The sequence below is a fragment of the Kineococcus anabasis genome, assembly GCF_054590795.1.
The window spans coordinates 147,590-170,269 of the sequence record NZ_BAAIHU010000002.1 but is presented as its reverse complement, the minus strand read 5'-3'; the positions used below and the strand labels follow the sequence as shown (position 1 = coordinate 170,269).

The window sequence follows — 22,680 nt, the reverse complement described above, 5'->3', positions numbered from 1 at the left end:
TCGCCGCGGAGCGCCCCGGACCGCGAGGTCCGCAGCGCAGGAGTCCCCCGCACCCGCCAGCCCCGGGTCGTGGGGGACTTCCTCGTCTCCTGCCTGCGCGCCCACCTGTCCGGGGGCTCCCCCGACCTCCGCCTCGCCGCCGGGGTCCCGGCCGCCGGGCTGGCGCGGGCGCTGCACCACCACCGGGTCGGGCCCACCGCGCACCACGTCCTGGCCCGCACACCGGGCGTGCCGGCGGAGCTGCTCCGGGCGGCGCGGGGGACGCTGCGCGCCCAGACGGCCCGCCGCCTGGCCCTGGGCCCGGACCTGGAGCGGGTGGCGGCGGCGCTGGACGGCGTGGGCGCGCGGTGGGCGGTGCTGAAGGGACCGGCCGTCGCGGCCTCCCTCTACCCCGACCCGGGCGCCCGGGAGTGGCACGACCTCGACGTCCTCGTCGACGGCCGCGACGCCCGCGCGGCCCTGCCGGCGCTGGAGGCCGCGGGGGCCCGCGTGCTGGACCCCGACTGGGCGGGGGTGCGTGCCCGGGAGCAGGGGGAGCTGGCGCTGCGCCTGCCCGCCGGCACGTTCCTCGACCTGCACTGGCACCTGCTGAACCGGCCCGAGCGGCGCGCCGCGTTCCGGCTCGACGTCCCCGGGATCCTCGGCCGCACCACGCGCCGGGACCTGGGCGGTGTCGCCTGCCCGGTGCCGGACGCCGCCGACCAGCTGCACCACCTGGCGCTGCACGCCTGCCTCAGCGGGGCGTGGCGGCTGCTGTGGCTGCTCGACGTCGCCCTGGCGGCCCGCGCCCTCACCGACCGGGACGCCCTCGTGGAGCGGGTGCTGGCCGCCCGCACCGCGCTGCCGGTGGCCATGGCCCTGGACCGCAGCCGCCGGGTGCTCGGCGCGGACGGGGACCCGCCCCCGGTGCCGGGGCGCCCGGGCGGGGCGGCGTGGCGGGCCGCCGGCGGGCTCGTGACCCGGGCGGCGCCGCCGCAGCACCTGGTCGCGGCGCGGCGCAACGGCCACGTCGTCTTCTCCTCCGCGCGCACCTCCACGGCCACCAGCGCGCGGGCGCTCGCCGGGGCGCTGCTGGGCCGCTGGGCGGCGCCACCGCGGCCGGCGGGCCCGGTCGCGGAGGCCGACGCCCGCCTGGCGCGGGAGGCGTACCTGCGCGAGGTGGCCCGCTTCCCGGCGGGCTGACCCCACCTGTCCCCCGGGCGGCGCAACGGGCGCTGCTGTTTGGCACCACCTATCTACGGTCAGTAAGGTCGCCGCTGCGTGACGGCGAGGTCGTGACTGGAACGAGCGACCCGGCGGCAGCGCTGGGGAGGAAGGGGCTCTCGTGCCCGACGAGGCGATGGCGGGCGCACCCGCGGAGGTGTCGCCGTGAGCGCCCCGGCGAGCCCACCCGCCCAGGCGTCGCTGCGCGGCCGCGCGGCCGCCGGCGTCCTGTGGAACGCGCTGCAGATGTGGATCGTGCGGCTGACCACCGTCGCCGCGTTCATCGTGATCAGCCGCCACCTGCAGCCGTCGGAGTTCGGCCTCATCGCGCTCGGGATGGCCGTCATCGGGGTTCTGATGCTCCTCGGCGACTCCGGGATGACCAACTACATCATCCGCACGGAGGAGCTCGACGAGCGCGTCCGGAGCACCGCCTTCTGGACCGGCATGCTCCTGGCCGGGACCCTGGCGGGCGCGCTGGCCCTGCTCGCCCGCCCCACCGCGGCCCTGTTCGGCGAGCCGGACCTCGCCCCGGTGCTGCGCTGGCTGAGCCTCGGCCTGGTCCTCACCGGCCTGGCGAGCGTGCCCTCCGCGCTGCTGCGCCGCCGCCTGGAGTTCCGCTCCCTCGCCATCCGCGGCACCGTGGCGACCTTCGTCGGCTCGGCGGTCGCCATCACGGCGGCCGTCGCGGGCGCCGGGGTGTGGGCCCTGGTCGCGCAGTACCTGGTGCGCGCCGTCGTGGGCGGGGCCGTGGTGTGGGCGGCGGCCCGCTGGCGGCCCCGGTTCCTCCTCGACCGCGCCGAGGCCCGGCGCATGCTCACCTTCGGCAGCAAGCTGCTGGGCATCGACCTGCTGATGCAGGCGCGGGACCGCGGCGAGGAGTTCGTGCTCGGCGCGATCTCCACCGCGACCACGCTCGGGTTGTGGACGGTCGCCACCCGCCTGGTGAGGATCATCCAGGAGACCGGCTCCTCCGTCGTCTCCTCCGTGGCGACCCCCGCCTTCGCGCGGCTGCAGGACGACCTGCCCCGGCTGCACCGGGCGTACGCGACGAGCCTGAGCACCACGGCCCTGGCCATGTTCCCCGCGTTCCTGCTGCTGGCCGTGACCAGCCCGGACCTGGTGCCCTTCCTCCTCGGCCGGCAGTGGGCGGGCACGGCGGTCGTGGCGCAGGTCGTGGCGCTGACGGCCCTGGTGGGCGTCCTGTCGCACTTCGACCGGCCGGTGTTCATGGCACTGGACCGGTTGCGGCCGGAGCTGCTGATCGTGGGCGGCACCGTGGTGGTGCACCTCGCGCTCGTCGTGGTCTTCGCCCCGCGCGGCCTGGTGCCGCTGGCCCTGGCGCTGCTGGTGCGGGCGCTGCTGACCCTGCCGGTGCGCCAGGTCGTGCTGCACCGGGTGACCGGCATGCCGTACGGGGCGCTGCTGGGCTCGGGCCGGGTGCTCGTCGCCGCGCTGCTCATGGCGGCGTGCGTGCAGGGGGCGGTGTGGGCCCTGGACGACGCGGCGGTGTGGGCGCGGCTGCTGCTGGCCGCTCTCGTGGCGGCGCTGACGTACCCGCCGCTGCTGTGGCTGTTCGCCCGGCCCGTCGTGCGCAGCGTGCTGGGCGACGTGCGCTCGCTGCGGCGGCGCGGGGCACCCGCGAGGACGGCGGCCGGGGCCGACGCGGCGGGCACCGCCGCGGCGACCGGGGCGGCGACCCCCGCCGCGGCGGGCGGGGTGGCGGACCCGGCCGACGACCCGGCGCTCCCCCGGGCCTCCGCCGGCGCCGGGCGGGGGGAGGCGCCGTGAGCGGCGAGCCCGCGGTGGGCGCGGGGACCCGTCCCGCCCCCACCTCCCCGGACCCCGGCGGCGGCGCGCTGCGGGTGGTCTACGTCCTGCGCAACTACCCGCAGCTGTCGCAGACGTTCGTGCGCAACGAGGTGGTGGCGCTGCGCGAGCTCGGTGTCCGCGTCGACGTGCGGCCCCTGGGCAGCCGGCCCGACCCCGACGTGCCCGCCGGCTGGGGCGGGGACTTCGCCGTCCTGCCCGTCGCGGGCGCCGCGCAGGTGGCCGCCGACCTGCGGTGGTGGCTGGCGCACGACCCGGCCGCGCTGCTGCGGATGGCCCGGCGGGCCGCGCGCCTGCGCGGTCAGGGGCTGCGCGCCTGCGGGTTGCGGCGGGCGCTGGGCGCGGCCCGGGCGCTGCACGGCGGGGGTGTGGGCGCCGTGCACGCGCACTTCGCGTGGGAGGGGATGCTCGTCGCCCTGTACGTGGGCCCCCTCCTCGGGGTCCCGGTGTCCACGACCGTGCACGCCGCCGACATCTACGTCCCCTGGCCGCACCTGGTGCGCCGGCTGGCGGCCCTCGACCTCGTCGTGACGGTGTGCCGCCACAACGTGGACTTCCTGCGCCGGGCGGGGCTGGGCGGTCGCACCCCGGTGGCCGTCGTGCCCTGCGGCGTCGAGGTGCCCGGCGACGTCCCGGAGGGCGCGCCGGAGCGCATCGTCTCGGTGGGCCGGCTGGTGGAGAAGAAGGGCTTCGACGTCCTGCTGCGCGCCCTGCCCGCCGTGCTGCGCGAGGTACCGGGCGCCCGGCTGGAGATCGTCGGGGACGGCCCGCTCGGGGCGGAGCTGTGGCGGCTGGCGGCCGAGCTCGGCGTCGCGCACGCCGTCGACTGGGCCGGGGCCCGCTCGCACGCGGAGTCGCTGGAGCGCATCGGGTCGGCGGCGGTGTTCGCCCTGGCGTGCCGGGCCGACGCCGCCGGGGACACCGACGCCGTGCCGGTGGTGCTGCGCGAGGCGATGGCGCGGGCTCGCGGTGTCGTGACGACCGCGATCGCGGGGATCCCCGAGAACGTCGACGCCACGACGGGCTGGGTGGTCGCCCCCGGGGACGCCGGTGCCCTGGCCGCGGCCCTCGTGCACGCCCTCACCGACGACGCCGAGCGCCGCCGCCGCGGGGAGGCCGCGCGCCGGCTCACCGCGGAACGCTTCACCCTGCGGCGCTGCGCCGAGCTCCTGCACGCCGAACTGGCGGGCGCGGCCCACCGCCGCTGAGGCCCCCGCCGCCGAGGCCCCCGCCGCCGAGGCCCACCGCCTCCCCCGGCCGGCCGCGCGGGCACCTCAGCGCACCGTCCAGAGCTCCACGCGGTAGCGGCCGTGGCTGCCGCCGAGCTCCAGCACACGCCCCTGACGGGCCGGCCGCACCGAGGCCGCGAAGACCTGCTCCCACGGCTCGCCCAGCTCCACGCCGACCAGCCACACGCGCCCGCGCCCGGCGAGGGCGGCGGCACGGGCCTGCTCGGGCAGCTCGTCGCCGCCGACGGAGACCGCCCGCAGCGGATCGCGGACGAGGAGCACGTCGTCGAGGGACACCCCGGCGGGCAGGTAGTACCGCAGCATGGGGCGGCTGGTGTTGCCCAGGTGCACCACCGCGTCGCCGGGGCGGGCGTTGCCGGCGACGACCGCCGCCGCCGAGCGCACGTCGTCCGTGGAGAAGGGCCGGTGCCGGATCACCGCGATCCTCGGGACCTGGCACGCCACCACCGCCGCGACCAGGAGGGCGGCCACCGCGGGCCGCGCCCGCCGCGCCCCCGGGCCGTGCGCCCTCCTCCGCGCCAGGGCCGCCGCGCCCACCCCCGCGAGCACGGCGAGCCCGGGCGCCGCGCCCACCGTGTACCGGCTGTCGAAGAGCTGCCCCGCAGCGGCCGAGGCGACGACGGCGGCGACGGGGACCAGCGCCCACGTCAGCACCAGCACCAGCGCGGGCGGGTCGCGGCGCAGGGCGGCGGCGCCCGCGGCGCACAGCACGGCGAGCGCGAGCAGCGCGGGCGGGGTGCCGGCGAAGGCGTGCCACAGCCCCGCGGTGCGGGCCAGCAGGGGGAAGCCCTCCGGGATGCGGTCCGGCGCCTGCCACACGCCCACCGCCACCATGCCCGCGCACACCGCGGCGGGCAGCGCCCCGGCGAGGGCGAGGCGCACCCGCCGGGCGCGGCCGGGGAACAGCAGCGCCCACCCCACGAGCGCCACGGCGGCCGGGCCACCGGTGAGCACGTGCAGCGCGGCCGCTCCCGTCGCACCGGCCGTCCACAGCAGCAGCCAGCGGGTGCGCGGGGTGTCCCGGTCGCGCAGCAGCCCGTACGCCGTGGCCGCCAGGCACGCGAGGACCACGGGGTAGGGGCGCGCCTCCTGGGTGTGCTGCGCCACCAGCGGCACGACGGCGAGCAGGACGCCGGCGGCGGCACCGGCCACCGGCCCGGCGAGCCGGGCGGCCACGAGGGCGGTGAGGGCGCACGCCAGCACCCCGGCCAGCGCGCCCGGCAGCCGCAGCCACGCCTCGTCCTGCGACAGGAGGACCCACGGGCGCAGCAGCGCGTACCACGGCCCCATCCCGGCGTCCGTCACGAGCAGGCCGCGCAGCATGACCGGGTACTCCCGCGCCGCCGTGGCCAGGGAGTAGAACTCGTCGCGCCACAGGGGCTTGGTGTCGTAGCGCCACGCCGTGACCGGCACGGCGACGAGGACGGGCAGCAGCCACACCCACGGCCCGCGCACGGGCAGCGCCCGCTCCGGGGCCCGCGGGCCGGCCGGCCGGACCCTCTCACCCGTGGTTCCGCCCGCCACCGGTTCCTCCCGTCCACCCCAGGGGCCGGCGCTGCCGCCGGCGGCTCCCGCCGGCGTTCCCGCACGGCGAGCGCATCATGCCGTGCGGGAGGGCCGTCGCCGTCCACGCGGGCGGCCGTGCCGCCCGTGGCGCCGGTGCCCGCCGGACGTCAGCGCGCCGGGCGCCCGCGGCCCCGCTGCGCCGGCACCACCGCCGCGGCCGGGGCGGCGGCGAGCAGGCCGATCACCGCCACGAGGACCATCGTGGGCTGCTGGAAGGAGGTCAGGTCGCTGGTGACGCTGCCCACGAGCATCACCGCGAGCGTCGCCAGCAGCGCCCGGTTCAGGTCCCGGTCGGCCTGGTCGGGGGCGAGCACGCTGCGGTCCCACGCCGAGGCCATCGGCAGCAGGAACAGCACCGCCAGGCCGGCGATGCCGAGCACCCCTCCGCCGACGAGCGCGCCGAGCCACATGTTGTCGAGGAAGACGCCGCCCGTCTCGGGCCGGTAGGTGCCGTACCCGACGCCGAGCCAGGGGTGCTCGCGCACCATCTCCAGCACCAGGGGGTAGTCCTCCAGCCGCCCGGTGACGCTGTTGTCCTCCTGGGCGCGGGCGAAGACGTCGACGAGGGTCTGCACGAGCCGCGGCAGCGCCAGCACCGCCACCGCCGAGGCGAGCAGGGTCGCCGCCAGCGCCTTGGCGCGGTCGGCCAGGGACCACGACGACACCGCGACGAGCAGGGCGACCGCCAGGCCGAGCAGGCCGGTGCGGGAGACCGCCAGGGGCAGGCCGGCGACGATGACGGCGCAGCCGAGGGCGGCCAGGTGCCGGCGCCGGGCGAGCACCGCGTGCCGGGCCAGGTACAGGGCGACCGGCAGGGCCGCGGCCAGGCCCAGGGAGTACTCGATGGGGTGCTCGGCGCTGCCGCGGGCGCGCACGAGGTCGCCGCGGGAGACCTCCCGCAGCGTGCGGGTGTTCTCCACCAGCCCGGCGGACTGCGCCAGGTCCGCCCAGCGGGGCAGGCCCGCCATGGTGCCCACGGCGACGAGCGCGGACAGGCAGGCCCCGGCGACGATGCACGCCAGGACGCGGTCGCGGTCGGCGCGGTCCCGCACGAGCGCCCAGACCAGGAACCCGAGCCCGGCGGTGCCCAGGGTGCCCAGCAGCGCGCGCAGCGCGCCGGCGGACTGCGCGGCACCGAGGGGGGCGAGCATCGCGACGCCGTACAGGAGGACGGCGACGGCGACGTGCACCAGCAGGCCCGCGGCGGGCACGGGGACGCGCACGACCTCCCGCTCGGCGCGGGTGCGCTCGCGGTGGGCGAGGAGGGCCAGGACGGCGAGGACGAAGCAGCCCAGGGCGAGGAGCCGGCTGGGGCTGCCGTTGGAGCGCAGCGGCCCGGGCAGCACCATGTTGCCGGGCACGGCGAAGGCCAGCAGGAGCACCGCGCCGGGCAGCGCCCAGGTGCGCGGCGCCGCGGCCGCAGGGGAGGCGCCCGCCACGGGCCGCGCGGTGCGCGCCGGGGTCGCGGGCACGCTCAGTGGTCCCGGTTGCCCGGCTGCGGCTGGCCGAAGATCGAGCCGGCGAGACCGTCGCCGCCCTGCACGCCGGCCGCGGCGCCGGTGCCGTTGCGCGCGCGCAGGTCGACGTCGGGGCCCTCGGCCTGGGGCGCGTGGTGGTGGCCGCGGCGGTCGCGGCGGCGGCGGGCGAGACCGAGGAGGAGGGCGTCGAGGGCGACGACGAGCAGGGTGGTCAGGGCGAGGCCACCGAGGAGGATGGCGCCGGTGGCGCGGGCACGCTGCGGGTACAGCTCGGTGGGCCCGTCGACGGGGGTGGAGCGCACGGCGATGAACAGGCCGTTGTCGGGGGCCTGCACGCGGCGCTGGAGGTCGAGGAGCTGCTGGTTGGCCTGCTGCACGACCTGCTCCAGCAGGGGCTCGGCCGCCTCGGGGGTGGGGGTGAGCACGGTGACCGGGAAGTAGTTGCGCGACTGCGCGGCCGAGGCCGGGGGCGTGACCGCCAGCTCGGCGCCGGGTGTGCCGGACAGCAGGATCTCCCGGACCCGGCTGGTGTTGAGGGAGTCCGCGACGTTCGCGGCGAGGGTGCCGGCGCCGCCCGCGAGGGAGAACGGGTTGCGGCTGCCGGGCTGGGTGCCGGGGAGCTGCTCGGGCAGGGGTGTGGACAGCGCGACGCTGGGCATGACGAGGACGTTGGCGCTGGCCTGGTAGAGGGGACGGGCACCGGCCCACGCGCGCTGGCCGGCCAGCGCGACGAGGACGAGCAGCGGCACGGTCAGGTACCAGCGGCGGGCCAGGACCCGCAGCAACGATCCGACGGTCATGGGGCGCTCCTCGGTTCGGGGCGTGGCCGCGCGCCGGCGAGGTGCCGGTGCGCGCCATTGTTGACGCGCAGCATGGCACAGTGACTTCCCGTCACCTAGTAGCCCGTTCGGCTGTACGCCGATCGGGCGTAGCAAGATGCGGCCCCCGGCCCGGACCCACCCGAGGTGACGATGCGAGACAGATTGCCCACCGACGCCTCCTCCCCGACCCCGCTCCCCGCCTCCCGGCGACCCCGGCCCCGCGCGGCCGGGGCGGCGGGCCTGTCCGTCCTGGCACTCCTGCTCGCCGGGTGTTCCGGTGCGCCGCAACGGCCCGCGGACCCCTACGCCGCCGAGCGCGCCGAGCGCCGGCAGGAGGCCGACGCCCGCGGCATCCCCGCCGGTTTCCCCGGGCCCCACGACACGGGCGTCCCCCTCGGCACGGAGCTGGAACCCTCCGGGTCCGTCTCCGCCACCACCGACGGGCAGGTCCTGGAGGACCTCGACGTCGACGGCTGCATCTCGGTCAAGGCCGACGACGTGGTGATCCGGCGCGTGCGGGTCCGCTGCGCGGAGAAGGAGCGCGCCATCACCATCGAGGGCGAGCGCGAGAACCTGCTCGTGGAGGACAGCGAGATCGACGGCAGGGGCAGCACCGAGGTCGCGATCGGCTGGGGCGGGTACACGCTGCGCCGGGTGAACGTCCACTCCACCTTCGACGGCCCGCGCCTGGGCAGCGGCGTGACGATCGAGGACAGCTGGATCCACGACATCGTGCGCCGCGACGACGTCCACGGCGACGCGGCGCAGTCGACGGGCGCCGAGGGGGTCCTGGTGCGCGGCAACTCGATGAACCCCACGAACACCCGCACCGACGACCCGCTCAACGCCGCCGTCCAGCTCGGCAGCGAGAACCGCGGGACCGGCCTGAGCGACGTGCTGATCGAGGGCAACTACCTCGACGGCGGGAACTACACGGTCAACGTCCGCGGCGACGCGGAGGTCGACGGGGTCCGCATCCGCGGCAACGTCTTCGGCGACGGCGCCCGCTACGGCCCGCTGCTGGTGCCGGAGTCGGTGGAGGTGGAGCAGGACAACACCGACCGGCGGACGGGCGGGCGGGTGGAGGTCGTGCGCCCCTGACCGGCCTCCCCGGGCGGCGCCCGCGGTCCACGACGGAGCGCGACGGGGCTGCTACGGTTCGCGCGTGTCAGCTCCCATCGCGAGCGTGGTGATCCCCGCGCACGACGAGGGCGCGGTGATCGACCGCTGCCTGCGGACCCTGGGGGTGCCCGATCCCGCGCTCGAGGTCGTCGTCGTGGCCAACGGCTGCACCGACGACACCGCCGGGCGCGCCCGCCGCCACGGGGTGCGGGTCGTGGAGACGGCCGTGCCCGGCAAGGCGCACGCGCTGAACCTCGGCGACGCCGCCTGCACGGTCTTCCCCCGCGCCTACCTCGACGCCGACGTGGAGCTGACGGGCGCGGACCTGCGCGCGGTGGTGGCCGCCCTGCGCTCCGGCGGCGCCCTCGCCGCCGCTCCCGCCCTGCACGTGGACCTGACGGGTGCCCCGTGGGCCGTGCGGGCCTGGTACCGGGTGTGGACGGCGCTGCCGTACGTGACGCACGGCATGGTCGGCTCCGGCGTGTACGTCCTCAGCGCCGCCGGCCGCGCCCGCTTCGACCGCTTCCCCGAGGCCATCGGCGACGACACGTTCGTGCGCGGCGCGTTCACCCCGCAGGAGCGGCTCTCGGTCCCCGGCACGCGCTTCACGGTGCACCCGCCGCGCTCGCTGCGCGCCCTCGTGGCGATCAAGACCCGGGCCGCGCACGGCAACGTCGAGCACCGCGCCGCACGCCCCGCCGCTCAGGACCCCTCCCGGGGCACCGGCCCGGCCGCGCCGTCGAGCGCGCGGGTGCTGCTGGGCAGCCCCCGGCTGTGGCCGTCGCTGCCGGTGTACGCCGCCGTCTACGCCCTCACCGGCGTACGGGCCCGGCTGCGCGCCCGCACCGCCGCGCCCGTGGCGTGGGACCGCGACACCACCTCCCGCTCCCCCGCCGCCCGCTGACCGACCACCCGCCCACCGGCCCGAGGAGCCAGGCCCGCCATGCCCTCCCTGAACCAGCTGCGGCTGCTGCGCCGCGGGATCGTCGGCGCACGACGGCTCGTCTACACCCGCGTGTGGGGGATGGACATCCACCCGAGCGCGACGTTCAGCCTCTCGGCGCGCTTCGACCGCACCTACCCGCGCGGGGTGCACGTGGGCGCGGAGACCTACGTCGCCCTGGAGTCGATCATCCTGTGCCACGACATGACACGGGGGCTGTACCTCGACACCCGCATCGGGCGGCACTGCTTCATCGGCGCCGGGTCGATCATCCTGCCGGGGGTCACGGTCGGCGACGGCAGCATCGTCGCGGCCGGCGCGGTCGTCACCAGGGACGTGCCGCCCCGCTCCATCGTGGCCGGCTCCCCCGCCCGGGTGGTCCGATCGGACGTCGAGGTGGGCCCGTACGGGCGCCTGCTCAGCGCCGACACGCCGCCCGGGGCCTCCCCCGGCGGGGGCCACGGCTCGGCCGAACCGGCGTCCCGCTGAGCCCGGGGCGGCCCGGACGGGCTATTGCGCCGCCCCCGCGGCCCTCCCCCGGCACTGCCCGCCTCACCCGCCAGGATCGCCCGACCGGGGGACGGCACCGCCGTCCGGGCCCCCGATCCTCACTCCGCGTGACCCGAGGGGCGCCCCGGTCCCCTGTCTGCCGCACGCCAACGGCCCATGCAGTACCCCCCGCCCGCACGGCGATACCTCCAGTGACAAGAACGCTTCTGCACTGGAGGAAACGATGGCTCGCCCGACGACCAGGTGGTCCGCTCTCGCGGCGGCGGCGGTGGTGCTCGCGACCGGCGCGGTGACCGCGCCCGCACAGGCGGCGTCCAGCCCCTGGATCGCCTGGAACGGCGCCACCATCCAGCACGCCCGGGTCCCCGCCGTCACCGTGGACCTCACCGTGAACTCCCCCGGTGCCTTCGAGCGCCTCAGCCTCAGCGTCGCCGGGGTGGAGCGCGGCTCCACCACCGCCGTGACCCGCCTCGCCGACGGCTGGAGCGCCACCGTGCGCGCCGACCTGGCCGGGCTGTCCGGCGAGGTGCCCGTCGTCGCCAGCCTCACCGCCGGCAAGCGGACCTCCACCGTCCGCAAGACGCTGCGCGTGGTGCAGCCCTCCGCCGCCGACAAGGGCTCGATCCGCACCGACTCCGCCAAGGGCGGGGCCCGCACCACCCGCTCCCGCGACGACGTCGCCCGCGCCTTCCCCGGCCCCGCCACCACCGGTGTGCGGCCCGACGCGCGGCTCACCCCCTCCGGGGACCTCACCGTCACCCGCGCCGGCGCGGTCGTGGAGAACCTCGACGTCCGCGGCTGCGTCAAGATCGACGCCCCGGACGTGACGATCCGCAACACCCGCATCGCCTGCACGAAGAAGGGCCAGGCCCTCGCGGTGCAGCTCACCGACAAGGCGCGCAACGTCGTGATCGAGGACAGCGAGATCGACGGCGGCGGCGGCGCCGTCGTCGCCATCGGCTGGGGCGGCTACACCCTGCGCCGCGTCAACGTCCACGACACCGTGGACGGCCCGCGCCTCGGCAACGACGTCCTCATCGAGGACAGCTGGATCCACGACATGGTCCGCCGCGACAACTACCACAGCGACGCCTCGCAGTCGACGTCCGGGCAGAACATCGTCGTGCGCCGCAACCACCTCGACCCGAGCGGCGGCCGCGGGGACTTCCTCAACGCCGCCGTGCAGCTCGGCTCGGAGACCGGGCAGAAGCTGCTGAGGAACGCGCTGTTCGAGGGGAACTTCTTCAACGGCGGCACCTTCAGCGTCAACGTCCGCTGCGACATCAACGCCGAGAACGTCGTCTTCCGCAACAACACGTTCGGCGACAAGAGCAAGTTCGGCTCGGTCCTCGCGCCGGTCTCGAAGATCCGGTTCGAGGGGAACACCGTCGGCTGGACGGGCAGGCCCGCGGACGTCAAGAACTGCTGAGCCGCGCACGACGGCGGCGGGCCGGGAGGGGTTCCCCCTCCCGGCCCGCCCGTGTTCCCGGTGCCCTGCCCGGTGCCCCGCCCCCGCGCTCAGTACGCCCCGCGCCCCTTCAGGACCGCGCCGAGCGTCTTGGCGAGGATCATCACGTCGAAGGCCGGGGACCAGTTCTCCACGTATGTCAGGTCCAGGCGCACGGACTCGTCCAGGTCCAGGTCCGAGCGGCCGGACACCTGCCACAGCCCCGTCAGACCCGGCTTGACCAGCAGCCGGCGGAGCATCTCGTCGCCGTAGGCGTCCACCTCCCGCTGCAACGGCGGACGGGGCCCCACGAGGGACATGTGGCCCAGCAGGACGTTGAGCAGCTGGGGCAGCTCGTCCAGGGAGTACCGGCGCAACCACGTCCCCACCCGCGTCACCCGCGGGTCGCGGCGCATCTTGAACAGCAGGCCGTTGCCCTCGTCGCGCTCGCGCAGGTCGATGAGGAGCCGCTCGGCGTCCACCACCATCGAGCGGAACTTGTACATCGTGAACGGCCGCCCACCGCGGCCCACGCGCTGCTGGCGGAACAGCACCGGTCCCGGGGAGTCCAGCCGCACGGCCGCGGCGATCGCCAGGAGCACCGGGCCGAGCAGCAGCAGCGCCGCCAGTGCCGCGGAGCGGTCGAACAGGGCCTTGCCCAGGTGCCGTGCCCCTGTCAGCTCGGGGCGCTCCACGTGCAGCAGCGGCAGCCCGGAGACGGGCCTGATCACGACGCGGGGCCCCACGATGTCCGTGAGCGCGGGCGCCACCACCAGGTCGGCGCGGGTGTCCTCCAGCTCCCAGCCGAGGCGCCGCAGGACGGGGCCGTCGAGCTCGGGGCAGGTCAGCGTCGCCACGACGTCCGCGTCGACCCGGCGGGCGACCGGCGCGATCTCCTCCAGGGAGCCGAGGACGGGCACGCCGAGCGCCTGCAGCTGCTCGGAGGTGCGCCCTGCGGGCGTGCAGGCCGCCACGACGCGCAGGCCGTGCGAGGTCTCCCGGCGCACCTGGCTGACGAGGGAGGCCACCGCCGCCGGGTGCCCGGCCGCCACGACCGTCTGCATGCAGTCCCCGCGGGCCCGCCGCCGGTGCAGGTACCCGCGGGCCGCGAGCCGCGCCAGGACGGTGAGCACACCGGCCACGGGCAGGGCGACGACGACGAACCCGCGGGCGAGCTCCAGCGCCAGGGCCCAGGACAGGGTGCCCACGAGCGCCACGACGGTCGTGCCGGCGAGCAGCACCCGCTGGAACTCCTCCGAGCCGACGCCGAGGAACCGCGGCTCGTAGGAGCGCGACAGGAGCATGGCGAAGACCCACACGGGGGGCAGCAGGACCATCGTCCACGCGACCGAGGCGCCCGGGGCACCCGGCACGAGGGAGCCGCCGAAGCGCACGAGGTAGCCGGTCAGCGCCCCCAGGAGCGCCGCGAGCCCGTCGAGGGCGGCGATGGTGAGGACGTACTCGCGCTGCCACGCCGGGCGCCTGGCCTCCAGCAGCCGCGGCGGGCGCTCGGCGCGGTGGGCGGGGACGCGCTGGTTGCGCGGGACCGGCAGGAACGGGCGGGCCGCGGCGGGCCGCTGTCCTCGGGGCCCGGGACTCCCGACGGGCGGCGTTCCGAGGTCTTCAGCGGACATGCCACTCCCTGGTCGTCGTTCCCTGAGGCCACGACGTCGTGGACGAGCATCGCCCCGGCGCGGGGGAGGTGACCGCGACGGTCGCACCCTGGTGGGCGAACGACAGCGAACTGTAGCGGGGCGCTCCGGAACGGGCCACCAGGGGCGGTCCGCCGCCGGAACACCGGAAGGGCCCGCCGGGTGATCCGGCAGGCCCTTCCTCGGTGGAGCTGAGGGGATTCGAACCCCTGACCCCCTCGTTGCGAACGAGGTGCGCTACCAGCTGCGCCACAGCCCCGAAGCACCACGAACACTACCAGGTGTGCGGAGAGGACCCGCCCCGGGGCGGGCCCGTGCGGTCCGCGCCGGCGGTCACAGGCTGACGACGCGGCGCTCCTCGCGCAGGTCCACCACGCGCTCCTGGTCGAAGGGGCGCACGTCGACGACCACGCGCCGGCGGGCCGGGGCGGGTGCCGCGGCGGCGGGCGCCTTCGGCTTGAGCAGGTACGTCGGCAGCGGCACGGGAACGGGCTCCCACTGGCCCGGCGCCACCGGGGCGGGGTCCGCCTCCGCCTCGGGCGGCGTCTGCGCGGCGCCACCGGCCTCCGGCTCCCGCGCACCACCGCCCTGCGGCGGCACCACCTCGCCGACGACGACCGCCGCGTGCTCCCCGGCGGCGGGCGCGGTGGCCGCGGCGCGCTCGCGCGGGGAGGTGTCGACCGTGCCGGAGACGACGGCACCGGCGGGCCGGGCGGGCGCGGCGTGCCGGGCGAGGGCGGCGAGCACGAGCAGCAGCAGCAGCGTCGGGGCGGCACCGGCGACCCACGTCACGGGCAGGGCCGCGACCGCGGACCAGCCGGCGGCGGCCAGCACCCCGAGCGCCGCCACGAGCCGGCGGCGCCGGCGGAGCACCTGCGCGCCGCGCACCGCGGCCCCACCGGGGAGAGCGGCACGGGAGGCGGCACCGGGGGCGGGGGCGGGGATCGCGGCGGGTTCCGGTGCGGCGGCGCCCACCGGGTCGGCGGTGCCGTCGCGCGGCGCGGGAACCACCGGGGCGGGCGGCAGGGCGGCCCGGGAGGCGGCGGCCGGCAGCGCCGGGGCCCCCGCCGCGGGGGTTTCGGCCGCGCCCTCCTCCGGAACCCTGCGCACCAGGACCCGCATCTGCGCGGAGTTCCGGTCAGCCGTCCGCGCCGACCCCAGCCGGCGCCGTCGCCGCAGGTTGTCGGGCAGCAGGTACACCGCCCACAGGGCGATGATGACCACGAAGACGAGGCTGCTCGCGTGCACGAGGCACAACGCTAGGGGTCGGCTCCCGCCACACCACGCAACTGCGCCGCGGCGCGGGGTGTGTCGCGCGATCCTGGTCCGGCCGTCAGGAACCGGCGCGTTCGCGCAGCCGGGTCCGCAACCCCAGCGGGACCTCCTCCGCCGTCACCGCGAACGTGCGGTGGTCCCGCCAGCGGCCGTCGATGTGCAGCAGGCGTTCCCGCAACCCCTCGTCGCGCAGGCCGAGTTTCTCCACCACCCGCAGGCTCGCCGCGTTCTCCGGGCGGATGTTCAGCTCCAGGCGGTGCAACCCCATCGCGCGGAAGCAGTGGTCCCCCACCAGCGCCAGCGCCAGCGGGATCAGCCCGCGCCCCGCGAACCGGCGGTCGATCCAGTACCCCACGTGCGCCGAGCGCAGGGAACCCCACGTGATGCCGGAGACGGTGACCTGCCCGGCGAGCTGCCCGTCGACCTCCACCACCAGCGGCAGCATCCGGCCGGCCCGCGCCTCCCGCGTGAACGCCCGCACCATCTGCCCGAACGTCGGCGGCGGCTCGGCGCCCTCCGGGCTGGTTGCCTCCCACGGCCGCAGCCACGCGGCGTTCGCCAGCCGCACCTCGCGCCAGCGCGCGCCGTCGCGCCGGCGCAGCGGCCGCAGCACCAGGGCGCCCTCCTGCAGGCGGACCGGCCAGGTGCCGGCCGGGACCTCCGGCACGCTCAGCGGCCGGCGCCGGGCCGCGGGTGGTCGCCGCCGTGCAGCTGGTCCACCGCGTGCGGCAGCAGCGGCAGGATCACCTCCACCCCGTCGCGCGCCCCGCCCGGGGAACCCGGCAGGTTCACCACGAACGTGCGGCCCGCGACCCCGGCCAGGCCCCGCGAGAGCGCCGCCGTGGCCACGCCCTTCGCGGTGCCCGCCGCGCGCACCGCCTCCTGCACCCCGGGCACCTCGTAGTCCAGCACCCGCCGGGTCATCTCCGGGGTCAGGTCCGTCGTCGACAGGCCCGTGCCGCCGTTGGTGACGACCACGTCGTACCCGGCCGAGACCGCGGTGCGCAGCGCCTCCTCCACGGCGTCGCCGTCGGGCACGACCTGCGGGCCGTCCACCTGGAAACCGGCCGCCACCAGGCCCTCGACGACCACGGGGCCGGAGGTGTCCTCGTAGACGCCCGCCGAGGCGCGGTTGGACACCGTCACCACCAGCGCCGAGCGCCGCGCCGCCGTCTCAGCCCTCGTCCGCCGTCCAGTCACCGGACCTCCCCCCGCTCTTGGCCACCACCCGCACGTCGGTGATGCGGGTGTGCCGGTCCACGGCCTTGACCATGTCCACGAACGTCAGCGCCGCCACCGTCACGCACGTCAGCGCCTCCATCTCCACACCCGTCCGGTCCGCCGTCCGCACCGCCGCGCGGATCCGCACCCCGTCGTGCTCCGGTTCAAGGTCCACCACGACGGCGTGGACCGCCACCGGGTGCGCCAGCGGCACCAGGTCGGGGGTGCGCTTGGCGGCCTGCAGCCCGGCGATGCGGGCCACCGTCAGCGCGTCGCCCTTGGGCAGCCCGCCGGACGTCAGCAGCGCCAGGACCTGCGGGGAGCACAGCACCCGGCCCTCCGCGCGGGCCTCGCGCACGGTGACCGGCTTCGCGGAGACGTCGACCACGCGGGCGCGGCCGGCCTCGTCCAGGTGCGTCAGGCGCGCCGCGCCCTCCTCCGGCCCGCTCACGTGGCCGGCCCCAGCAGCACGCATTCCACCTCGTCGCCCTCCTCCACGCGCCCGACCCCGGCGGGCACGACCGCCAGGCAGGTGGCGCGCGCCAGGGCGGTCACCAGGTGCGAGCCGGCCCCGCTGACCGGCTCCACGCGCAGGGTGCCGTCGGCCTCGCGCCAGGTGCGGGCGCGCACGTACTGCTCCTTGGCGGGCGGTGAGCCCCACGCGCTCGCGGCCACGGCCCGCACCCGGGGCCGGCGGGGGTCGGGGGCCGAGGCGTCCTCGCCCAGCATCCGGCGCAGCGCCGGCCGCACGAACACCTCGAAGGAGACGAACGCGCTGACCGGGTTGCCGGGCAGGGCGAACAGGGGCGTGCGGTCCTCCCCGAGGGTGCCCGCCCCCTGCGGCATGCCGGGCTGCACCGCGACCCCGCCGAACCACATCGAGCCGTCGCCGCGCAGGACGTCCTTGACGACGTCGAACGCCCCGGCGCTGACCCCGCCGGAGGTGACGAGGACGTCGGCGCGCACCAGCTGGTCCTCCAGGGTGCGCCGCAGCAGCGCGGGGTCGTCCGGCACGACGCCGACGCGGTACGCCTGGGCGCCCACCTCCAGCGCCGCCGCCGTGAGGGCGAAACCGTTGGCGTCGTGCAGCTGCCCGTGCCGCAGCGCGGAGCCGGGCTCGACGACCTCGCTGCCGGTGGAGATCACCACGACGCGCGGGCGGGGGCGCACCCGCACCCGTGCCCGGCCCACCGCCGCGAGCACCGCGACGTGCCGCGGCTCCAGCCGGGTGCCGGCCTCCACGACGACGACCCCGGCGCCCACGTCCTCCCCGGCGCGCCGGATGTGCTGGCCCTCGTCGGGCTCGTGCCGCACCTGCACGTGCGCGACCCCGCCGTCGGTCCACTCCACGGGCACCACCGCGCCCGTGTTCGGCGGCACGGGCGCGCCCGTCATGATCCGCACGGCGGTGCCGGGCGCCAGGCGCAGCGACTCGGCGCTGCCCGCGGCGAGGTCGGCCACGACGGGCAGGCGCACCGGGGCGCCGGGCGAGGCACCGGCCACGTCGCGCACGCGGACCGCGTAGCCGTCCATGCCGGAGTTGTCGAACGCCGGCAGCGCCCGCGCGGCGACGACGTCCTCGGCCAGCACGCAGCCGAGGGCGTCGAGCAGGGACACCTCCAGGGGCGCGAGGGGGCGCACGAGGTCCAGGCACGCGCGCCGGTGCTCGGCCACCGTCACCAGCTCCGCCGGCCCGTGCCCCGGCCGGGGGGACCTCGCGCCCGTCGTCACGGCGCGCTCAGCCCTGCCCGGTGGGGCCGGCCGCGACGAACTCCGCGAGCCAGGAGCGCAGCTCCGCGCCGATGTCGTCGCGCTCGCTGGCCAGGCGCACGACGGCCTTGATGTAGTCGAGCTTGTCGCCGGTGTCGTAGCGGCGGCCGCGGAAGACGACACCGCGCACCCCGCCACCGGGGGCACCGGGCTGGGCGAGGGTCTGCAGGGCGTCGGTGAGCTGGATCTCCCCGCCCTTGCCCGGCGGGGTCTCGTGCAGCACGGCGAAGACGGCCGGGTCGAGCAGGTAGCGGCCGATGATGGCGAGGTTGCTGGGGGCCTCCTCGCGCTTCGGCTTCTCCACCAGGCCGGTGACGGTGACGACGTCCTCGGTGTCGGTGGGCTCGGCCACGGCGCAGCCGTAGAGGTGGATCTGGTCCTCGGGGACCTCCATGAACGCCACGACGCTGCCGCCGAAGCGCTCGTGCACCTCGAGCATCCGCTCGAGCAGGGGGTCGCGGGCGTCGACGATGTCGTCGCCGAGGAGCACCACGAACGGCTCGTCGCCGACGTGGTCCTCGGCGACGAGCACGGCGTGGCCCAGGCCCTTGGGGTCGCCCTGGCGGACGTAGTGCACGCGGGCCAGGTCGGTGGAGGCGGTGACGCGGGCGAGCTTGGCCTGGTCCCCCTTGGCCTCCAGGCCGGCCTCGAGCTCGACGTTGCGGTCGAAGTGGTCCTCCAGGGGCCGCTTGTTGCGCCCGGTGATCATCAGGACGTCGCTGAGGCCGGCGCGGACGGCCTCCTCGACGATGTACTGGATGGCGGGCGTGTCGACGACGGGCAGCATCTCCTTGGGCACCGCCTTGGTGGCGGGCAGGAAGCGCGTCCCCTGCCCGGCGGCGGGGATCACCGCCTTGCGGACAGTCCGGGCGCTGCGCTCGTTGCGTTCGCTCATGGCGCCGGAGGCTACCGGCGAGCGCCCGCCCGGCGGTCACGGCACCACCCGGGCGCGCCCGGCGCGGTGCGCGCGGACTGCTCCTGACGGGGTCGTCCCCTGGCGCAAGAGGGGTTGCCTAGCGCACACTGTTCGTCACGGTGTGAACGCACACCGTCGAGAGCGGTGTGGACGCACACCGCCCCTGAGCCGGAGGAGCCCGGATGACCCCAGGATCAGCTGCCGCCGACGACGCCGGCACGTCCGATCCGGGCGGACGGACCGCCCTGGCCCGCCCCGACCTCTCGGTGCAGCACGAGCTCTCCGTGCAGCACGACCTGCGGGTCCACCACCACGGCCTCCGCCTCCCCGGGCACGCCCCCGGCCACCCGCCCGTCGCCGACGACGGCCCCGCCCTGGCCGCGGTCCCGCACCGCCTGGAGGTCCTCGCCGGCCCCACCCAGGCCGTGCGCGACGTCGAGGCACGCAAGTCCGCGCTGCGCCGCACCGTGCGCGCCCGCCGCCGCGCGCGCGAGGCGGGCGCGGCGGAGGCGGTCGACCGGGACCTGGGCCGCACCCTGACCACCTGCCCGCTGCTGCGGGCGGTGCGCCGCGTGGCCTGCTACACCTCCCTGCCCGGGGAGCCGGGCACCCACTCGGCGCTGGAGGCGCTGCAGCGCGAGGGCGTGGAGGTCGTGCTGCCCGTCCTGCTGCCCGACGCGGACCTGGACTGGACGCCGCGCTCGGACCCCGCGCCGCGCTGCGTCGGGGGCACCCCCGAGCTGCTCGGCACCGGGGCCGTCGCCGAGGTCGACCTGGTGCTGGTCCCGGCGCTGGCCGTGGACACCGAGGGGCACCGGCTGGGCCAGGGCGGCGGCAGCTACGACCGGGCCCTGCGGCGGGTCCCGCCGCGCGTCCCCGTCGTCGCGCTCGTGCACGACGACGAGCTGCTCGACGCCGCCGTCTCCCCCGTGCCGACCCTGGCGCACGACCGGCGGGTGGACGCGGTGATCACACCGACCCGGTGGCTCTGGCTGCGCAGCTGACGACCGCGCCGTCCGTGCGCCGGGCGCGCACGGACGGTGCACCGAACGTGCATCGACCGTCACCGCGGGGCGGGCCGGGGCTCTCGGTACCGTGACGCATGACCTTGGCCGACCTGAGCGTGGTGCTGCTCGTCGGCGCCAGCGTCGTCCTGGTCGCCGTGGTCGCCGTGCGCCTGTCCGCGCGCACGGGCCTGCCGTCGCTGCTGCTGTACCTGGGGCTGGGGCTGCTGCTCGGCGAGAGCGGCCTGGGCATCCGCTTCGACGACGCCGGGCTGACACAGGTCCTCGGCTACAGCGCGCTCATCCTCATCCTCGCCGAGGGCGGGCTGACGACGCGCTGGTCCGCGGTGCGCCCCGTGATGGCCCCCGCGGCGGTCCTGGCCACCGTCGGCACCGCCGTGTCCATCGCGGTCGTGGGCGTGGCGGTGCACTGGATCCTCGACGTGGACTGGGCGATGGCGGTGCTCATCGCGGCCGCGGTGTCCTCCACCGACGCCGCGGCGGTGTTCTCCGTGCTGCGCTCCGTGCCGCTGCCGCGCCGGCTCGTCGGCCTGCTGGAGGCGGAGTCCGGCCTCAACGACGCGCCCGTCGTCATCGCCGTCGTCGCCCTGACGTCCGTGCTCTCCGGCGAGGGCGAGGAGCACGCGTGGTGGTTCTTCCTCGCCGAGGCCGGCTACGAGCTCGCCGTCGGTGCGGCCGCGGGGATCGTGCTGGGCGCCGCTGGTGCCGCGGGCCTGCGCCGCACCGCCCTGCCCTCCCCCGGCCTGTACCCCATCGCGGTGCTCGGCATCGCGGTGGGCGCCTACGCCGTCGCCGACCTGCTGCAGGCCTCCGGGTTCCTCGCCACCTACGTCTGCGCCCTGCACCTGGGCAACGCCCGCCTGCCGCACCGCGCCGCCACCCGCGGTGTCGCCGAGGCCTTCGGCTGGCTCGCGCAGATCGGGCTGTTCGTGCTGTTGGGGCTGCTCGCGAGCCCCTCGCAGCTGCCCGCGCAGGTGCTGCCCGCCCTCGGCATCGGCGTGGTGCTGACGCTGCTGGCGCGCCCGGCCTCGGTGCTGGTGAGCCTGCTGCCGTTCCGGGTGCGGCTCGCGGAGTGCGCGTTCCTGTCCTGGGCGGGGCTGCGCGGCGCGGTGCCGATCGTGCTGGCCACGGTGCCGGTGGTGGCGGGCGTGCCGGACTCCGAGCGCATCTTCGACCTCGTGCTGGTGCTGGTGACCGTGCAGACCCTCGTGCAGGGCCCGACCCTGCCGTGGGTGGCGCGGGCGCTGCGCCTGCAGACGGACACCTCGGCGGAGGACCTCGACGTGGAGGTCTCCCCGCTGGGGACGCTCGCCGCGGACGTGGTGCGGGTGCGGGTGGGCCCGCGCTCCCGGCTGCACGGGGTGGAGGTGTTCGAGCTGCGCCTGCCCGCGGGGGCCAACGTGACCCTCGTGGCGCGCGAGGGGCGCACGTTCGTGCCGGACCGGCGGACCTCGCTGCGCCACGGCGACGAGATCCTCGTGGTGACGTCGGCGGAGGAGCGGGAGGCGGTCGAGCGGCGCCTGCAGGCGATCTCCAGCACGGGCAAGCTCGCGGGCTGGCACTCCCCCGACGACCGCCCCTGAGGAGCACCCCGACGAGCGCCCCCGGCGCGCGCCCCCGGCCGGACGGCGCGCGGGTCAGCGGACGGGTGCGCCCGCCGGCTCCTGCGCGGGCGGCCAGCCGGCGCTCCAGTCGCGCCGCTGCACCCACAGCTCCCGCCAGACGGGCTCCCCGCCCCGGGAGCGCACCGCCTCGGCCGCGGCCCGCACGCCGACCCCGCACTGCAGCAGCACCACCCCGAGGCGCCCGCGCGCCCCCGCCCAGCGCTTGCGCGCGTAGGTGGCCTTGCCCCGCAGGATGAGGCGCTGACGCCCGAGCCGGGTGCTGGAGGCCCCCCACTCGTGGATGATCGCCGCCTCCGGGGTGATGGCCGGGTGGTAGCCGAGGTCGCGGGCGCGCCGGGACAGGTCCGCGTCCTCGGAGTACATGAAGTAGTCGGGGTCGAAGCCGCCCAGCTCGTCCCAGGTGCGCCGGCTGGTCAGCAGCAGGCAGCCGGTGACGACGTCGACCTCCCGGACGCTGTCGCGCTGCCAGGACCCGAGGGACTCCGGGTCGAACAGGGTGCTGCGGCGGAACACCGCGGACAGGCCGGTGGCGGAGCAGAACCAGCTCCACAGGGTGGGCTCGCCCCAGCAGGAGCGGCTGTCGGCGGTGCCGTCGGGGTTGAGGGTGCGCCCCCCGACGAGACCGCGGCGGGGGTCCTCGCGGTGGAAGGCGAGCAGGGCGTCGAGGCTGCCGGGCAGGACCTCCGCGTCGGGGTTGAGCAGGACGACGTGCTCGCCGGAGCTGAGGCGCACGCCGAGGTTGCAGGCCCGGCCGAAGCCGATGTTCTCCTCGGACAGGTGCACGCGCACGGGGGTGTCGCCGCGGTCGGACCAGCGGGCCAGCACCTGGCGGGTGGGCTCGGCGGAGGCGTTGTCGACGACGACGACCTCGGCGGAGCAGCGGGGCGCCCCGGGCCCGGTGAGCGCGGTGAGGCAGCGCTCCACCCACTCCGGGGCGTTGTACGTCACGACGATCACGGACAGGTCGACACTCACGGTTGAGCTCCCCTCGCGGTGAGCGAGCAGTCAAGCACAGCCGGTCGGGTG

Annotated in this window: 20 protein-coding genes and 1 tRNA gene; 9 read left to right on the top strand and 12 right to left on the bottom strand. The window is 77.2% G+C overall.

Annotated elements, in window-relative coordinates; genetic code table 11:
* The first annotated feature begins 69 nt into the window (after window positions 1-69).
* The 3 genes from ACYQBY_RS04310 (at window position 70) to ACYQBY_RS04300 (ending at window position 4,241) form a co-directional block, all read left to right on the top strand.
* Complete coding sequence (locus ACYQBY_RS04310; RefSeq protein WP_459642595.1) at window positions 70-1,182, top strand: nucleotidyltransferase family protein; 1,113 nt, start codon at window positions 70-72, stop codon at window positions 1,180-1,182.
* Window positions 1,183-1,368: 186 nt separating this feature from the next.
* The gene (locus ACYQBY_RS04305; protein WP_459642594.1) at window positions 1,369-2,994 is read left to right on the top strand and encodes a lipopolysaccharide biosynthesis protein; all 1,626 of its coding nucleotides are present in this window, start codon (window positions 1,369-1,371) and stop codon (window positions 2,992-2,994) included.
* Window positions 2,991-4,241 carry a glycosyltransferase gene (locus tag ACYQBY_RS04300; RefSeq protein WP_459642593.1) on the top strand — a complete coding sequence of 417 codons (1,251 nt, stop codon included), beginning with the start codon at window positions 2,991-2,993 and terminating at the stop codon, window positions 4,239-4,241. Before ACYQBY_RS04305 ends, ACYQBY_RS04300 begins: the two co-directional genes overlap by 4 nt.
* A 66-nt stretch (window positions 4,242-4,307) precedes the next feature.
* Here the strand turns inward: ACYQBY_RS04300 and ACYQBY_RS04295 are convergent, their stop codons facing one another.
* The 3 genes from ACYQBY_RS04295 to ACYQBY_RS04285 all read right to left on the bottom strand — a co-directional run bounded on the left by ACYQBY_RS04295 (window position 4,308) and on the right by ACYQBY_RS04285 (window position 8,127).
* The gene (locus ACYQBY_RS04295; RefSeq protein ID WP_459642592.1) at window positions 4,308-5,807 is read right to left on the bottom strand and encodes a glycosyltransferase family 39 protein; all 1,500 of its coding nucleotides are present in this window, start codon (window positions 5,805-5,807) and stop codon (window positions 4,308-4,310) included.
* A 149-nt stretch (window positions 5,808-5,956) separates the two neighbouring features.
* Complete coding sequence (locus tag ACYQBY_RS04290) at window positions 5,957-7,321, bottom strand: O-antigen ligase family protein (RefSeq protein ID WP_459642591.1); 1,365 nt, start codon at window positions 7,319-7,321, stop codon at window positions 5,957-5,959.
* 2 nt (window positions 7,322-7,323) lie between these two features.
* Window positions 7,324-8,127, bottom strand: a complete 804-nt coding sequence (locus tag ACYQBY_RS04285; RefSeq protein ID WP_459642590.1) for a hypothetical protein — start codon at window positions 8,125-8,127, stop codon at window positions 7,324-7,326.
* 171 nt (window positions 8,128-8,298) lie between these two features.
* On the opposite strand from ACYQBY_RS04285, the gene ACYQBY_RS04280 reads away from it, so the two are divergent.
* The 4 genes from ACYQBY_RS04280 to ACYQBY_RS04265 all read left to right on the top strand — a co-directional run bounded on the left by ACYQBY_RS04280 (window position 8,299) and on the right by ACYQBY_RS04265 (window position 12,152).
* The gene (locus ACYQBY_RS04280) at window positions 8,299-9,249 is read left to right on the top strand and encodes a hypothetical protein (RefSeq protein WP_459642589.1); all 951 of its coding nucleotides are present in this window, start codon (window positions 8,299-8,301) and stop codon (window positions 9,247-9,249) included.
* A gap of 64 nt (window positions 9,250-9,313) precedes the next feature.
* Window positions 9,314-10,174, top strand: a complete 861-nt coding sequence (locus ACYQBY_RS04275) for a glycosyltransferase family 2 protein (RefSeq protein ID WP_459642588.1) — start codon at window positions 9,314-9,316, stop codon at window positions 10,172-10,174.
* Between the two features lie 39 nt (window positions 10,175-10,213).
* A complete protein-coding gene (locus tag ACYQBY_RS04270) occupies window positions 10,214-10,702 on the top strand; it encodes an acyltransferase (protein ID WP_459642587.1) in 489 nt (162 codons plus the stop codon).
* Between the two features lie 244 nt (window positions 10,703-10,946).
* Window positions 10,947-12,152 carry a right-handed parallel beta-helix repeat-containing protein gene (locus tag ACYQBY_RS04265; RefSeq protein WP_459642586.1) on the top strand — a complete coding sequence of 402 codons (1,206 nt, stop codon included), beginning with the start codon at window positions 10,947-10,949 and terminating at the stop codon, window positions 12,150-12,152.
* 89 nt (window positions 12,153-12,241) lie between these two features.
* On the opposite strand, the gene ACYQBY_RS04260 is transcribed toward ACYQBY_RS04265, so the two are convergent.
* From ACYQBY_RS04260 to galU, 8 genes are all read right to left on the bottom strand, one after another.
* Window positions 12,242-13,804: a sugar transferase gene (locus ACYQBY_RS04260; RefSeq protein WP_459642585.1), complete on the bottom strand. Its 1,563-nt coding sequence runs from the start codon at window positions 13,802-13,804 to the stop codon at window positions 12,242-12,244.
* A 204-nt stretch (window positions 13,805-14,008) separates the two neighbouring features.
* A tRNA-Ala gene (locus ACYQBY_RS04255) sits at window positions 14,009-14,081 on the bottom strand.
* A 74-nt stretch (window positions 14,082-14,155) separates the two neighbouring features.
* Window positions 14,156-15,070, bottom strand: a complete 915-nt coding sequence (locus ACYQBY_RS04250) for a hypothetical protein (protein WP_459642584.1) — start codon at window positions 15,068-15,070, stop codon at window positions 14,156-14,158.
* An 85-nt stretch (window positions 15,071-15,155) separates the two neighbouring features.
* Window positions 15,156-15,764: a GNAT family N-acetyltransferase gene (locus ACYQBY_RS04245; protein ID WP_459642583.1), complete on the bottom strand. Its 609-nt coding sequence runs from the start codon at window positions 15,762-15,764 to the stop codon at window positions 15,156-15,158.
* A gap of 2 nt (window positions 15,765-15,766) precedes the next feature.
* Window positions 15,767-16,297, bottom strand: a complete 531-nt coding sequence (locus tag ACYQBY_RS04240; RefSeq protein ID WP_459642582.1) for a MogA/MoaB family molybdenum cofactor biosynthesis protein — start codon at window positions 16,295-16,297, stop codon at window positions 15,767-15,769.
* Window positions 16,272-16,793 (bottom strand): cyclic pyranopterin monophosphate synthase MoaC, encoded by a 522-nt coding sequence (gene moaC, locus ACYQBY_RS04235; RefSeq protein ID WP_459642581.1) that lies wholly within the window; start codon window positions 16,791-16,793, stop codon window positions 16,272-16,274. The genes ACYQBY_RS04240 and moaC overlap by 26 nt, the downstream gene beginning before the upstream one ends.
* A complete protein-coding gene (glp, locus tag ACYQBY_RS04230) occupies window positions 16,766-18,049 on the bottom strand; it encodes a molybdotransferase-like divisome protein Glp (protein WP_459642580.1) in 1,284 nt (427 codons plus the stop codon). The genes moaC and glp overlap by 28 nt, the downstream gene beginning before the upstream one ends.
* 7 nt (window positions 18,050-18,056) lie before the next feature.
* The gene (gene galU / locus ACYQBY_RS04225; RefSeq protein WP_459642579.1) at window positions 18,057-18,983 is read right to left on the bottom strand and encodes a UTP--glucose-1-phosphate uridylyltransferase GalU; all 927 of its coding nucleotides are present in this window, start codon (window positions 18,981-18,983) and stop codon (window positions 18,057-18,059) included.
* A gap of 203 nt (window positions 18,984-19,186) precedes the next feature.
* Between galU and ACYQBY_RS04220 the strand changes: the two genes are divergently transcribed.
* Together ACYQBY_RS04220 and ACYQBY_RS04215 are read left to right on the top strand one after the other, a co-directional pair.
* A complete protein-coding gene (locus tag ACYQBY_RS04220) occupies window positions 19,187-20,008 on the top strand; it encodes a 5-formyltetrahydrofolate cyclo-ligase (protein WP_459642578.1) in 822 nt (273 codons plus the stop codon).
* A 98-nt stretch (window positions 20,009-20,106) separates the two neighbouring features.
* Window positions 20,107-21,612: a potassium/proton antiporter gene (locus tag ACYQBY_RS04215; RefSeq protein ID WP_459642577.1), complete on the top strand. Its 1,506-nt coding sequence runs from the start codon at window positions 20,107-20,109 to the stop codon at window positions 21,610-21,612.
* Window positions 21,613-21,666: 54 nt separating this feature from the next.
* On the opposite strand, the gene ACYQBY_RS04210 is transcribed toward ACYQBY_RS04215, so the two are convergent.
* Window positions 21,667-22,629 (bottom strand): glycosyltransferase family 2 protein, encoded by a 963-nt coding sequence (locus ACYQBY_RS04210; protein WP_459642576.1) that lies wholly within the window; start codon window positions 22,627-22,629, stop codon window positions 21,667-21,669.
* Between the last annotated feature and the right edge of the window lie 51 nt (window positions 22,630-22,680).

What these genes read in the sequence shown, in the direction of transcription:
- ACYQBY_RS04220 (WP_459642578.1), top strand. Translation starts at nt 19,187, where the DNA reads ATGACCCCAGGATCAGCTGCCGCCGACGACGCCGGCACGTCCGATCCG.
- ACYQBY_RS04215 (WP_459642577.1), top strand. Translation starts at nt 20,107, where the DNA reads ATGACCTTGGCCGACCTGAGCGTGGTGCTGCTCGTCGGCGCCAGCGTC.
- ACYQBY_RS04270 (WP_459642587.1), top strand. Translation starts at nt 10,214, where the DNA reads ATGCCCTCCCTGAACCAGCTGCGGCTGCTGCGCCGCGGGATCGTCGGC.
- ACYQBY_RS04260 (WP_459642585.1), bottom strand. Translation starts at nt 13,804, where the DNA reads ATGTCCGCTGAAGACCTCGGAACGCCGCCCGTCGGGAGTCCCGGGCCC.
- ACYQBY_RS04285 (WP_459642590.1), bottom strand. Translation starts at nt 8,127, where the DNA reads ATGACCGTCGGATCGTTGCTGCGGGTCCTGGCCCGCCGCTGGTACCTG.
- moaC (WP_459642581.1), bottom strand. Translation starts at nt 16,793, where the DNA reads ATGCGTGCTGCTGGGGCCGGCCACGTGAGCGGGCCGGAGGAGGGCGCG.
- galU (WP_459642579.1), bottom strand. Translation starts at nt 18,983, where the DNA reads ATGAGCGAACGCAACGAGCGCAGCGCCCGGACTGTCCGCAAGGCGGTG.
- ACYQBY_RS04265 (WP_459642586.1), top strand. Translation starts at nt 10,947, where the DNA reads ATGGCTCGCCCGACGACCAGGTGGTCCGCTCTCGCGGCGGCGGCGGTG.
- ACYQBY_RS04280 (WP_459642589.1), top strand. Translation starts at nt 8,299, where the DNA reads ATGCGAGACAGATTGCCCACCGACGCCTCCTCCCCGACCCCGCTCCCC.